This is a genomic window from Candidatus Methylobacter oryzae, assembly GCF_003994235.2.
GTDB lineage: Bacteria > Pseudomonadota > Gammaproteobacteria > Methylococcales > Methylomonadaceae > Methylobacter_A > Methylobacter_A oryzae.
Map to the genome: position 1 here is coordinate 39029 of NZ_RYFG02000008.1, position 15148 is coordinate 54176.

A 15148-nucleotide genomic window follows, 5' to 3' on the forward strand; every position below is an offset into this window, starting at 1 on the left:
AAAATTATCCCATAACCACCAGCACTTGATGATGTTGGCCATCCTGAACCAGCGTAATGCCGTCCAGCGCGGATTGCGGCACGCCGTCCAATTCAACGGATTGCACGCCTTTCGAAACGCCGCCGGGATTATCGACGGTAATTTCATAACAAGTCGCTTCATGTTGGTAAGTGATGCTGTAGCTGCGCCATTCGCGAGCAATACAAGGATTGAAATACATTTTGCCGGCGCGGATGGTCAGGCCCAGCAGCCATTCCAGACCGGCCCGGTAAAACCATCCCGCCGCGCCGGTGTACCAGGTCCAGCCGCCGCGGCGTACATGCGGCGGCACCGCATAAATATCGGCCGCTATCGCATACGGCTCGACTTTGTAAGCATGGACGCCGGTCCGGTTGGCGGTGCGGTTGATCGGATTCAGCATGTGCAGCAGTTCAGCCGCTTGATCGCCGTCGCCGAGCATCGCGTAAGCAATAACGCACCAGACCGCGGCATGGGTATATTGGCCGCCGTTTTCCCGCACGCCCGGCAGATAGCCTTTGATATAGCCGGGGTCCAACGGGGTTTTATCGAAAGGCGGCGTAAACAACAACACCAGGTCGTCGCCGTATTGAATCAGGTATTCTCGGACCGAATTCATCGCCAAACGCGCCCGCTCCGGATCGGCCGCGCCGGAAATAACGCCCCAACTTTGGGCCAGTGAATCGATACGGCATTCGCTGTTCGACGCGGAACCGAGCGGCGTGCCGTCGTCGAAATACGCGCGCCGGTACCAGGATACATCCCAGCCTTCCGCTTCGACCGCCGCTTGCAGCTTGGCGGCATGTTCGCGCCAACGCAAAGCGCGCCCGGCGTCGCCGCGCGCTTCGGCCAGAGCGGCAAATTCGGACAATGTCGCAATCAGGAACCAGGCCAGCCAGACGCTCTCTCCGTGGCCTTGATGGCCGACCCGGTTCATGCCGTCGTTCCAGTCGCCGCAACCGATCAGCGGCAGGCCGTGAGCGCCGGTTTTCAAACTCGAATCGAGCGTTCGCGCGCAGTGTTCAAACAGGCTGGCTTGCTGCCCGGATAGTGCCGGCTCGAAGTAGGCGTCTTCCTGTTCCTGGGCCAGGAGCTGGCCTTCGATGAACGGCAGTAGCTCGTCGAGCACGGCGTTATCGCCGCTGGCCTTGACATAGTGAGCCGCCGCATACGGCAGCCAGACCAGGTCGTCCGAAAAATGCGTGCGCACGCCGCGATTCGAAGGCGGATGCCACCAATGCTGCACGTCGCCTTCGACAAATTGATGCGCGGCTGCGCGGAGTAGGTGAGCGCGGACCAGGTCGGGCCGCGCTACCGCAAGCGCCATGCTGTCCTGCAATTGATCGCGAAAACCGAAAGCGCCTCCGGCCTGGTAAAAAGCCGCGCGCGCCCACATCCGGCAGCTCAGGGTCTGATACAGCAGCCAACCGTTCAACAGTAAGTCCAGCGCCCTGTCCGGCGTTTTGACCTGGGTTTTGCCGAGCGTTGCCGCCCAGGATTGCTTTATGGTGGAAAAAACGTGTTGCATATCCGCGGCCCGGTAACGTTTGACCAATTCGGCCGCATGATCGCGGTCGCTGCCTTGCCCCAGCAGTAAAATAATTTCAATGCTTTCATTGGCGGCCAGTTCTATCGGCGTCGTCAACACAGCGCAAGGGTCAAGCCCTGCACCGACACGGTTTTTAAGCGTCCTGGATTGACGCAAGGCCAGCGGCGCATCCAGCGTGCCGTTACGGCCGATAAATTCAGTCCTGTTGCAGGTCCAGGCCGTTTGCCGGCCGGCCATGTCGACAAAAGCAATGCGTTCGCCAAAATCGGCGTCCATCCGGTTATAGGCAAGCAGCGCGCCGGTTTCCTGATCCGGTTCGCTGACGATATAAGGCGCGGTGGCCGTGCGCGACGCGCCGAGCACCCATTCGACATAGCCGGTCACCGTTAATTTACGGCGGCGGCCGGACGTGTTTGTTAACGTTAACGATGAAATTTTGACCGGATCGTCGGGGCTGACAAACTGCAACAGTTCGCTGCGGATGCCGTGGGAAACATGCTCGAAACGGCTGTAACCGTGGCCGTGGCGAATAACGTAAACGGCCTTGTCCACGCGGATCGGCAGCGCGGTCGGCGTCCACAAAGCGCCGGTTTCGGCATCCTGCAAATAAAATATTTCGCCGGCAGGATCGCGGACCGGGTCGTTCGACCACGGCGTCAGTTGGTTCAAGCGGCTGTTCAGGCTCCAGGTATAACCGCTGCCGAGCTCCGATACGGTAAAACCGAATTCGGCATTGGCGATTACATTGATCCAGGGGGCGGGCGTAGATTGCCCCTTGTCCAGCACGATTACATATTCGCGGCCGTCGTCGGCAAATCCGCCCAAGCCGTTGAAGTATTCGAGACCGGTCGGCAGGATTGACGGCTCGTTGCCGTCAATCGCCGGCGCGGGCAGGGCTTTAGGCGGAATAAACTTCGGTATCGGCTTCGGATGCCTCATCAATTGCTCGGCCAACGTGCCGCGGTTGCTCAACAGAACCACGCGCGCCGTGGCTTGCAGTAACACGCACTCCTGTTCGCTAAGCTGGTCGGCACGTAGCGCAAAAACTTCGCCCTGTTCGCCGTACTCATGCAGCGTCGAAAAGGTTTTATTTTCGCGAACCATGTTATCTACCAGGGTCTGTAATTCATTGGCATAGGTGATTTCTTTTTCATTCAGGATCACCAAATCGACCGATAGGCGCTTCATCCGCCAATATTCATGGGCGCGCAATAATTGGTCGACAATGGCCCGGTCTTCGGTCGATGCAACGCGCAGCAACACGATCGGGCGGTCTCCGGAAATGCTGAACCGCCATAAACCGGTAACGTTGAGTTGGTTCATCTGCACCAGCCTGGAATTGGCCCGCAGTGAAGCATCCGCATACAGCAAGTGGTTTGCCAAAGCTTGAAATAATTGGGCTTCATCGGATTTGATGCGCAAATGCCGTAGTTGGATATGCGCATGCGTCCAGGCCAGATCGGAAACCCGCTCGAAAGTCCCCGGATTGCGATACTTGTCGGCCAGATCTTCAACGGCTTGCCGCGATGGCGCGATCAAAGTCGTAAAAGTCAGGTGAACGGTCGCGCCCGGTTCGACGCTGACCTGCGTTCTCAGGCTGAAAATCGGGTCAAGCACCGCGCCGACCGTATTGCTGAGCGGGCGGCCGTCGATTATCGCGGCCGGAGCCCGTAACGTTTGCCCCCGGCCTATAAACCGAACCCGGTCGGTTTCGTACTGAAGCCCGGCGCAAGCCGTACTGCACGCCAGTACATGAGCCGCCCAAATTGGCGGTTCTTTTTCCGACCGGGGCCGCCGTTGCGCGATTAACGCATTGGCCTGCGGCAGGAATTCGGTTTGTATGAACAAATTCGAGAACGCCGGATGCGCAAGGTCGGCCATCGGCGCGGCCAGTACAATTTCAGCGTAGGAAGTCAGTTCGATTTCCTGGCTATGCGCGCCGTTGTTGATTAAGCTCAAATGCCTGATTTCGGCATTATCCTCGGGCGAGACGATGATCTCCAGGCGGCTGGTTATCGCGTTGTCTTCGCGCGAGATACGCACCCTGTCCTCGAGAAAAGCCACATCGTATTTATCAGGCACCGCCGCGGTCGGCTGGTAGCCGGCAGACCAGATTTTTCCGCTCGTCAAGCTGCGCAAATAAACATAACTGCCCCAGCAATCGCAGGTCGCATCTTCACGCCAGCGGGTGACGGCCAGTTTTTCGCAAACGCTGTAACCCGATCCGGCCGCGGTAACCATCACGCCGTAACGGCCGTTGGACAGCAAATGCGCGGACGGCGCCAACGACATCGGCGAAAGCGTGCGGCGCATCGGCGGCTGGACGATTTCTTTAACTTCGGCTTCCGCTTCGGCTTGCGTGAAGTCGGGAATGCCGCGGTCAAGGCCGTGCGGAACCCGTTCCTGCAACAGCAATTCGGCGCCTTGGATCATCGGCACGCGATGGAAACGGCGGCGCATCACTTCGTTCAGTACGACATTGGTCAACGATACCAACGACATGCCTTGATGATGGGCCATATAGCAGCGCACAAACGCGACTTTCTGGTTTTCCGCGAGCCGCGACGGCGTGAAATCGAGCGCTTCGAAAAAACCGTACTGCCCTAAAGCGCCCAGTTGTTCCAGATGCTTGAAGTTTTCGACTGCGGCATGGGTGTGATACATCGCCGCCAGCGCCGTCGCATACGGCGCAACGACCAGGTCGTAGCCGAGCCCGCGCTTCATGCCCAAACCGGGCACGCCGAACGCGGAATATTGATAAGTGAACCAGCGGTCGCGGCCGTTAAACGCCGATTCGGAAACGCCCCACGGTACGTTGCGTTGTTGGCCGTATTCGATCTGGTTTTGCACGATCAGGCGGCAGGTTTGATCCAGCAGGCTGTAGCGCGGCGTATAGGTCACCAATGACGGCATCAGGTATTCGAACATCGAACCGGACCAGGACAATAACACGGTGCCGCTCGCCGTGCGCGTGACCCGGCGGCCCAAATGAAACCAGTGCGAGCTCGGCACTTCGCGCTTGGCGATTGCAATCAAGCTGGTCAGCCGGGCTTCCGAAGCCAGCAGGTCGTAATAACTGTCGTCGATCACGCCTTTTTCAACGCGGTATCCGAGCGAAAACAGGTGCCGCTTGTCGTCGTACAGAAAGCGAAAATCCATCTCGAAGAACAGTTGTTCCGACAGATCGGCCAACGCATTGATCCGTTGCGTCAATACATTCCAGCGCTGGGCTTCCGTTTGCTGGTGGTTAGCGAATGAAAATCCGAAATGTACCGATGTGCTGAAATTTTCCAGGTCGCGCTGGTGAGAGTAGATGTCGTCGTGCAGCAGCGTAGCCCATGCCGCCATTTCGCAGCTATCGGCCGGGTCGCCCCGTTCGGCCGCGTAAGCGCGCGCCAGGTCGAACAGGTTGTCGGCGCAAGGCTTTATCAGCCGCCACAGCCGCGCGCATTCTTCGGAACTGGCGGGCGTGCAGGCCAGCAACGCCCCCAGTTTATCGCTTTTCTTTTGCAGCTCGTCCAGCGTCACCATCTGCATGCGCCGATCGTCCTTGATATTGGCAAGTTCGGATACGAACAGCCTGTGACTATCGGCAAGCCCTTCCAACAGCGTTGAAAACGCCTGCGGACGTTGTATTAAATCGCGGCAGCCTTGGGCGACGACCAGTAAATGGGCGGCCAAATTGCCGCTATCGACGGTCGATACATATTTGGGTTCCAGCGCATGCAGCGTAAGGGTGTCGTACCAGTTATAAAAGTGCCCGTGCAATCTTTGCATTTTGTTCAGCGTATGCAAGGTGGCTTCCAAACGGTCAACGGTGTCTGTGATCCCGATCCAGCCAAGATCGTGCGCGGCAAGCGTCGATAATAAATACAGCCCGAAATTGGTCGGCGAACTGCGATGGGCAATTTCGGGATTAGGATCTTCCTGGAAATTATCCGGAGGCAGGTAATTTTCCTGCTCGGTCACAAAGCGGGTAAAGAACCGCCAAGTGCGCCTGGCGACTTGCCGTAGCGCCAGGGCATCTTCGGTAGATAGTAATTCGCCCGGATCCGGTCTCGGCGGCAAACTCAGGATATGGCCGATGACCGGCGACAGCAGCCATAACAGCAGGAACGGCGCGGCAACTTCAAGCGCAGCCGGATTGAACAACAGCACGACCGTGCCGGCGCCTATCACGACTATCATGACCTTGCCGAGCGGCCGGAGCAGGCCTTTCATCGTATGTTCCGCGTTTGTCTTGGCCTGCAATGCGGTGACCCAATTAAGCAATTTCCGCCGGGTGATGTACAGCCGCACCAGCGTGCTGACTATCGCATCCGCCATCAGTAAAGCCTGTTGCACCAGCAGCGTCAGCGTAACCAGGCTATTGCTGAAAGCCAACATGATATTTTCGGCGGTGGCGCGCAATTGCTTACCTAATGAGACATCGGTACGTATCCGCATACCGCCGATCATTGCCTCGAAGATCGGGAAAGACAGCGCGATCAATACCATCGCCATCATCGTCGCAAGCGGTGCGCCCGGAATAGCCCAAGCCGCCAACAGCGTAAGCAAGGCGCCAGGCGCGGACAGCGTCCGGCGTAAATTATCCAGCATTTTCCAGCGTCCGATCAGCGGCATGTCCTTACCGCGCGGGCCGAAAATCCACGGCAACAATTGCCAATCGCCGCGCGCCCAGCGGTGCGCGCGGGAGGCGGCAACTTCGGTGTGGGAGGGGAACTCTTCAAATAATTCGATATCGCTGACAAACGCACAGCGGGCGAATACGCTTTCGAACAAGTCGTGGCTGAGCATCGCGTTTTCAGGCGTGCGTCCGGCCAGCGCGGTTTCGAACGCATCGACGTCGTACAAGCCCTTGCCGCTGTACGTGCCAAGTCCGAACAAGTCTTGATACACTTCGGACACGGAGGTCGAATAAGCGTCGACGCCGCAGGCGCCGGAGAAAATCCGGTGAAACAATGAGTTTTCCCGGCGTTGCGGCAGCGTCGGCGTCACTCTCGGCTGGAGAATGCTGTAGCCGCTGACGACGTAGTTCTTGACCGGGTCCAAAACAGGCCAATTCAAAGGGTGCGCGGCCGTACCGACCAACTGGCGTAATGCGCCGATAGGCAGCTTGGTGTCGGCATCCAGCGTAATCACATAACGGACGCCGGGCGGAGCCGTCGCAGGCTGCCCGTTAACCGGCATAAATGAAGTGTCGCTTGCTCCGCGCAACAGCCGGTTAAACTCATGCAGCTTGCCGCGTTTACGCTCCCAGCCCATCCACTGGTTTTCGCCGGGATTCCAGCAGCGCTTGCGGTGAAACAGGAAAAAACGCTGTTTCCCGTATTTTGCATTAAGCGCCGCTATGCCGTTAACGGCGATATTCAACAATAAATCGTCCTCGGGCAGCGTTTCACGGTCGGCGTCAACCCAGTCGGACAACAGCGCAAAATGCACGTCGTTGACCGGATTGGACAAATATTGAACTTCCAGTTCATCGATTTGCCTCTTTACCTCGTATTCGCCGATAAATATCGTCGGCACCACAACAAAGGTACTCAGTGAATCGGGAATGCCGTCCTTCAATTCAAGCCTTGGCAAATGGCGCGGCGGCACGGCGGCAATGATGAAGCGGTTGACCAGTGCGGTGGTAATATCGGAAGCCGGAAATAACGCGAACAGCGCAATCAGTGCAGTCTGCAAGCCGCCCAGACCAGCCTGGAAGGCCGCATCCACCGGCAACGACAGCAGCAACAACGTACCGATGCCGATACTGGCCAAATAAGCAAACGCGGCATGGGCGACGTAAGCGCGCAATAGCGTTTGGGCGAAGGTGGGCTTAAAGCCGGCTTCCCGCTCGAATTCGCTTCGGCCGGCGCCGATCAGGTAATAACCGGGCTCTTGTTGCTGGAGGCTGGTATCGGGATTTTTAGCGACGCGGTCGATCTTGTCGATGACTTTATGGGCGATTTCCACTTCGGAATACGGCGAACGTTTGGCAAGATCTTCAATCGCATGGCGGTAGCGGTCGCGGGTCAAAAAATCCATTGCGCAGTAAGTCGGATGACTGCGCAGGTATTTATCGACCAGGCTCGATTCCTCGACAAACTGCGGCCAGTCGAATGCCGATATGGCGCGCATGCTGGTAATGATATTGCGAACGGTCAGGTTGGCGGCAATTTGGGCGGCATGTTCGCGATGGACGATTTCATCCAGCGTGATGTCCTGTTCGGCCAGCCAATCGTTAAGAAAATCAAGAGCAGGCGCCGGGCCCGGATGCGGTTCGTGCAAACGCTGTACGAGTTGAACCGCGAACGCCTGGCGGAAAGGCGGGGCGGGCAGGGCGGTTTGGGCCGAAAGATCGAGCTTGTCGGATTGATCGATAAATTCATCGGCCAGCCGCCGGCCGACTTGCGAACGCATAACTTTTAACGCCAAGCGGCGTAAATTCTCTATCAATACGATGCGCAACGTAATCGGTATCGCCCAAAGTTCGCCGATAGTCAGCGGCTGGACTTCTTGATAAGCGCGCATGAAAATAGCCAGTTGCTCAGCGGAAAAGCGGCTGTCGGTATGGGCGACCAAGGCCCAGGCAATGCCGTAAACGCGCGGATAGCCGGCAAGAAAGCCGCTGATTAATTTGGGCAGTTGCCGGTAAAACTTTTCCGGCAGGTAGACGTTGACGTCATTGATCTGTTCTTCAATGACGTGAAAATTGTCCAGCATCCATTCGGCGGCCGGGGTAATGGCCCGATGCTCGCGGGCGGCCTTGCCGATGGCTTTATAGGCTTCAAACAACAGCCTGGAGTTTTCGCGAACCCGCGGCATCAATTTGAGCCCTTCGGGAATAATGCGGGTTTTTTGTTCCTTAGCCAGGCTGGTTGCATGCTGCGCCAGTCTTTCATCGCTAAACAATTCAAAACGAATAGGTTCGTCTTCGCCGCCCGGATCGGCCAGCCTGACTTTTCGCCTGTGCTCCTTTAATCTCATTATCATCTGTATGCCTCCGTTGTGGTTACCGCTAGGCAAAGAACGTATTTACAGGTCATGTTGACAACCCGCTTTTACAAAGATAATTCGGTTCTGTGAAACACAGCGGGTAATTAATACCTCCGTAGTAAATATGTTCGCACCAAGGATGTAGCTTTCTGAATATCAACAGACTAGAGAAGTCAACATATTGAATCAATAGGTGATATTACCCATTAGATTTGGATCTGCGGGATTGCGGGGGCTTTAAAGGGCTAAAAAACAGCCGTGAGGAAAAGATTGCAGTTAGTCGTCCGCTTTGTATTGGAACGGGACTGTCCGGTTTTCGAACGGACGGTCTTATTATTCAACTCAAGTTATTTCATGCGCATTCCTAAGCTGAAAGCCGCAATTTTCAAAAACAGAAAACAAGGGTACGGATGATTTCAGATATGACTACACAACTACCGGTCTCAACTAACGTCGTTTGGCATCATGCGACCGTTACCCGCGTTCAGCGTGAAGCCCAAAACGGCCATCGCGGCGCAATCTTATGGTTCACCGGCTTATCCGGGTCCGGCAAATCCACGCTGGCTCATGCCGTCGAAGCAATGCTGCACCACCGGGGCTGCCGCACCTTTGTGCTGGATGGCGACAATGTCCGTCACGGGTTGTGCAAAGACCTGGGATTTTCGGCTCAAGATCGCCAGGAAAATATCCGCCGTATCGGGGAAACGGCCAAGATTTTTATGGAAGCGGGCATCATTGTGCTCACCGCGTTTATCTCGCCTTATTGCGCAGACCGCCAACGTGTGCGCGGCATAGTGCAGCCCGGAGACTTTATCGAAATCTATTGCAATACGCCTATTGAAATTTGCGAGTCGCGCGACGTAAAAGGCTTCTACAAAAAAGCCAGGGCAGGGCAGTTGGCGGAATTCACAGGTATTACTTCGCCTTACGAAGCGCCCGAAAATTGCGAACTTACCGTACATACAGGCACAACAAACCTGGATGTCTGCGTGCAACAGGTTATCGATAAAATGACGCAGCACGGCATTATCGCCAGTGAAGATTCAATAAGAAAACGCAGCAAAAGAGCATGAAGCCGAACCTCTTATGGTTCCCACGCGGAGCGCTCGTCGTTATACACAAATATTCCGCGAGATGCTGTTCCTTATCTGCGTTAGGCTGGAAACATGCGGATAGCAGACCTTCCAGGTTTTTAAAACCTGGAAGGTCTAACTCGCGCAATGCTCAACGGAGCAACCAGGTTTCAGGCTTACATCGAGATGTGTTAACGACGAGCGCGGAGCGGGGAACGATAAAATTATGAGGCAAAAGTTATCACCAATCGTCTACTTTGCGTTGGGACGATTTAATTCCGGTTTGGCATTAGGAGACGATTTATGAATGAGGCACAGCTGATCGAAGCCGCAACGCTGCTGCAACAGGCGGAGCAAGACAAAGGCATCGCGCCGGCGGATGACGCTGTGGTCTATCTGCATCAGGATTTTAGCGTTACCGCGTCGATGTGGCACGGGGAGAACGTGGTGTTCGACCGGGTTTCGGACGATTGGCGAAATTATTGCCGGGAACAATTGGCGTTTCATGTGCCGACCGATTTGGAATTGGCTGCCGATTATAGGCAACGTAGGACGGGATAAGGCTAAACAAGCCTGTCCTGAGCCCTTTCGACAAGAGAGTTTGCCGGACACCCGTTTTCGCCCCACATAGCTTCACTGCAATTCAACAGACGACTCATTCAACGAGAGTAAGGCAGATATGTTAAACAAACAACACGGTTTTGGCGGCGCAAATGAGGATGCTCCGTTCAATAACGCCGAATCCCTGATTGCATTATTACGCTTGCGGGCCGAACGGCAAGCGCATCGTACGGCTTATACCTTCCTGGAAAACGGCGAGCAGCCGATTAAGTCGATAACTTACGGAGAGCTGGATAGGCAAGCCAGACAACTGGCCGTGCAGTTACAAGCGCTTGCGCTGCCGGGCGAGCGCGCTATTTTGCTGTATCCGCCGGACCTGGATTATATCGCCGCGTTTTTTGCCTGCCTTTATGCCGGGATCATTGCGGTACCGGCCTATCCGCCGAGCAACGGCCGGCACATGCCGAGGTTGCAGGCGATCATCGATGACAGCCAAGCGGCGGTTATACTCAGCACTCGGCAAGTCGCCGATACGGTACGCCAATTGACAGGCGGCTGCTCTAGCCTGTTAGACAAAAACTGGCTGACGACCAACAATCTTGCCGACGCCGATATAAACGCCTGGCGGATGCCGGCATTCGCCAGTCATGATCCGGCTTTCCTGCAATACACTTCGGGTTCCACCGGCAACGCCAAAGGCGTAATGATCAGCCACGGCAACTTGATAGCGAACCAGCAATTGATCAAGCGGCGTTTCGGCCACAACGCCGATACGACCGTGGTCGGCTGGCTGCCGTTGTACCACGACATGGGCTTGATCGGTAACGTGATGCAGCCTTTGTACTGCGGGGCCAGCGCTATTTTAATGTCGCCGATGGCCTTCCTGGAAAAGCCGGTGCGCTGGCTGCAAGCCATCAGCGATTATCGCGCCCATACCAGCGGCGGGCCGAATTTTGCTTACGAACTATGTGCCCGGAAAATAAGCGGCGAAGAAAAAGCGGGGCTTGATCTTAGCGGCTGGCGGCTGGCCTTCAACGGCGCGGAGCCGGTTAATCCCGATACTTTGGACCGTTTTGTCGCGGCTTTTGCGGAATGCGGTTTTAGCCGTAAAGCTTTTTATCCGTGTTACGGTTTGGCCGAAGCGACTTTGCTGGCTACCGGCGGCGATAAAGATACCGAACCGGCGATCGCCGCTTTCGATAAGGCAGGCCTGGAACAGGGCAAGATACATCCGGCATTGCATGCCGATGCATCGAGCCGCCGCCTGGTAGGCTGCGGACAGATTGCGGCTGATGCCGGACAACGGATTCGCATTGTTGACCCGGAATCCGGCGCGCTGTGCGGAGGCGGCCGGATCGGCGAGATCCAGCTCGGCGGCCCCAGTATCAGCCAAGGCTATTGGCAAAATGCGCCGGCCACCGGACAGGCTTTTATCAACGCTATGAACGACCAAAACCGCTGGTTGCGCACAGGCGACCTCGGCTTTATCCGGAACGGCGAACTATTCGTTTCCGGACGGTTAAAGGACCTGATCATCATCCGCGGCCGGAATTATTATCCGCACGACCTGGAATATGCCGTCGAAGCCGCGACCGATGCGCTAAACCCCGGCTGTGCGGCGGCATTTGCCGTAAGCGAAGACGGCATCGAAAAACTGGTTGTGCTGGCCGAGCTGAAACGCAACCGCTTAAGACAGTCCGGCTACCAGGCGGAGTTTGCCGCGATACGCAGCCGCCTGGCCGAGGAATGCGGCATACAGGCCGATACGGTGGCTCTGCTGAAACCGGGTTCGATCTTGAAAACCAGCAGCGGCAAAACCAGGCGCTCGGATTGCCGGCAAGCTTTCGAACTACAGCAACTTAAGGTTGTTGCGGCCGATGGCTTGGCCGGAGAAAGCGCAACTGCTATATCCGGTTCCATACTTTCCTGGGTTGAGCAGCCGGAGCTCCACGATTCCGGAAACCGATCCGGAACTTGGGATGCCGGGCAAAACCCGGAACGGGATTTATTGCGCCAGACTTTGTTGTCGCTGGGACATGAGCAGGGCGCGGCTTTCCTGATGCCGTATTTGGCCGGGAAAGTGTCCGCGCTGTCGGGGCTGGCGGCCGGAACCGTGGACATGACGCAACCCTTGACCGGCTTGGGCGTGGATTCGTTGAAAGCGGTCGAACTGAAATACGTTATCGACGAACTGCTGGCTATCGATTTTCCGGTGGCGCAACTGCTGAGCAACCAGCCGTTGCGGGCATGCGCGGAACAAGCGTTGCAACTGGCGAAAGCCGGACAAGCCACCATTGCCCATGCAGCAACGAGTAATGAAGCCGGCGAGCAGCCGTTATCCCACTGCCAACAGGCGATGTGGACCGTCAGCCGGATTGAGGTCGACAGTCCGTTATACAATATGCCGGTTGCGATGCGGATTGGCGCCAAGCTCGACAACAGCGCATTAAATGGCGCACTGGCCGCGTTGTTCCGGCGCCATCAACAGTTACGCAGCGGTTTTTGCCTTAACCGGCACGGCCGGCCGGCGAGCATTCCGTTGGCGGAGACAGAAGTCCGGCTTGAGGAAGCGGTATGTGCCGACGAGCGTCAACGCCGCGAAAATATCGCCGCTTTTGCGTGCAGACCGTTCGATTTGGAACATGGGCCGTTACTGAGAGCCGCCTTGTTCAGCTGCGCGGACGACGACCATGTCTTGGTATTTTGCGCCCACCATATCGTCGTCGATTACCGCTCGTTGTCGATACTGCTCGAGGAATTTAGAACGCTTTATCCGGGCCGGGCTCCGGACTTGCCGGAGCCTGCGGCAAATTATGCCGGTTATATAGCCTGGCAATCGGCCTACCTGGCCGATCAACGGGCCGAACAGGATTGGCAATACTGGAAACAGCAATTATCCGGCGAGCTGCCGAAATTGATATTGCCGGCCGAACGGCAAACGGCCGCTTCGCCGTCGTGCCGGGGCCGCGCGCAAACGCTGAACATCGCGCCGGACACGCTGCAAAAACTTAAACAACTGGCCGCGCAACGTCACACAACGCTGTACACGCTGTTGCTGACAGCGTTCAAAACCCTGCTTTACCGCTACAGCGGCCAGCAGGACCTCATCGTCGGTTCGCCGACGCTGGGCAGGCCGAAACGAGAATTTGCCGATACCGTCGGTTACTTCGTCAACCCGGTGGCTTTGCGTTCGCATCCTAAAGCGGAACAGCGCTTTAGCGATTACCTGGCCGAGGTCAACACGACGGTATCGGGGGCGTTGGCTCATCAGCATTATCCGTTTTCGCTGTTGGTGGAAAAATTGCAGCCCGGGCGCGATGAAGGGCCATCCGCGTTTTACCGGGTTTGGTTCGGTTTGCAAAGCGGTGCCGATCCGGTATCGGGCGCTGCCGGGCTGGCCTTGGGCATGCCGGACATTGCCCTGGATTGGCCGGGGCTAAAGGCCGAAAGCTATGCGCTGGAGGACGTCGCCGTGCAATTCGATCTCACCTTGTTGATGGCGGAGACCGAGCAAGGCTTGTCTGCTTCGTTCCAATACCGTAGCGATTTGTTGTCGCGGACTACGGTATTAAGGCTGATCGGTCATTTTCAATGCCTGCTGCACGGCATACTGGCTAATCCTGATAGCCGGCTGTCGGAGCTGCCGTTGCTGACCGTGCCGGAGCGCAAGCAACTATCGGCCTGGAATGAAACCGGTTCCGATTACCCGCGTAACAGCACGGTGCACAGCATTTTCGAAGCCGTCGCCAGGCAACAACCGCAAGCGCCGGCACTGGTTTATCGGGAACGGCGGCTGAGTTATGCCGAACTGAACGCACAGGCCAACCGCCTGGCGCATCGTTTGCGGGCGCAAGGCGCGGGACCGGAGCATCGTGTCGCCTTGTGTATCCGGCGGAGTCCGGAGATGGTGCTTGGGATATTAGCCATCCTTAAGGCCGGCGCGGTTTATGTGCCGGTCGATCCTGCTTATCCAAAAGAGAGAGTCGCTTATTTGTTTCAGGATTCCGGTTGCGAGTGGCTGCTGACCAGTTCTGCACTACTGCCCAGCCTGGATTGCGGCGGCATGGCGACGATTTGTATCGATGATGACGGCGCTTATGCAGACTACAGCAGCGACAACCCGGAAATACCGCTGCATGCCGATCATGCGGCCTATGTCATTTATACCTCGGGTTCGACCGGACAGCCTAAAGGCGTAGTCGTCGGTCACGGCAACCTAATGCATTCGACCTGGGCCAGGAGCTCCTATTATCGAGAGCCTGTCGGCTGTTATCTATTGCTGTCGTCGTTCGCATTCGACAGTTCCGTGGCAGGATTGTTCTGGACACTGGGGCAGGGCGGCTGTCTGTGCTTGCCGGAAGACGACCAGGTCAAGGACCCGGCCGTGCTGGGGACCTTGATCGAACGTCACCGGGTTACGCATTTGTTGGCGCTGCCGTCCTTTTACGGTTTATTGTTAAATCAACTGGGAACGCAGTTGCAAACCCTGAAAACGGCCATTGTCGCCGGCGAAACCTGTCCCACCGAAGTCGTCAAACGACACTACGCGCTATTGCCGGAGGTGGCCTTATACAACGAATACGGCCCAACCGAAGGCACGGTCTGGAGCAGCGTTTACCGGGCAACTCCGGACGATTTGGAGCGGCCGTTACCGATAGGCAGGCCCATCGACAACGTTCGGCTTTACATTCTGGATCAAAGCGGCAACCCCGTGCCTATCGGTGTGCAAGGCGAACTCCATATCGGCGGCGAAGGCATCGTACGCGGCTATTGGCGGCGTCCCGAGCTAACCGCGGAAAAGTTCGTCCCCGACCCGTTTCAAAACGGCGGCGGCAGGCTGTATAAAACCGGCGATTTGGTCCGCTACCGCGCGGACGGCAACATCGAGTTTTTAGGCCGTATCGACCACCAAGTGAAAATCCGCGGCTTCCGTATCGAGTTGGGCGAAATCGAGGCCGGATTG

Annotated in this window: 4 protein-coding genes; 3 read left to right on the forward strand and 1 reads right to left on the reverse strand. The window is 56.7% G+C overall.

Features of this window, described 5'->3' with window-relative positions; all coding sequences use genetic code 11:
- Positions 1 to 4: 4 nt before the first annotated feature.
- Positions 5 to 8548, reverse strand: coding sequence for a glycoside hydrolase family 94 protein (locus EKO24_RS00945; protein ID WP_127029460.1), 8544 nt, complete (start codon positions 8546 to 8548; stop codon positions 5 to 7).
- Positions 8549 to 8973: 425 nt separating this feature from the next.
- Here EKO24_RS00945 and cysC point away from each other — a divergent pair, with 425 nt between their 5' ends.
- The 3 genes from cysC to EKO24_RS00960 form a co-directional block, all read left to right on the forward strand.
- A complete protein-coding gene (cysC, locus tag EKO24_RS00950; RefSeq protein ID WP_127029459.1) occupies positions 8974 to 9624 on the forward strand; it encodes an adenylyl-sulfate kinase in 651 nt (216 codons plus the stop codon).
- A gap of 303 nt (positions 9625 to 9927) precedes the next feature.
- Positions 9928 to 10185 carry a hypothetical protein gene (locus EKO24_RS00955; protein WP_241674348.1) on the forward strand — a complete coding sequence of 86 codons (258 nt, stop codon included), beginning with the start codon at positions 9928 to 9930 and terminating at the stop codon, positions 10183 to 10185.
- 118 nt (positions 10186 to 10303) lie between these two features.
- On the forward strand, positions 10304 to 15148 hold a 4845-nt coding region (locus EKO24_RS00960), incomplete at its 3' end, for an amino acid adenylation domain-containing protein (protein WP_143733137.1).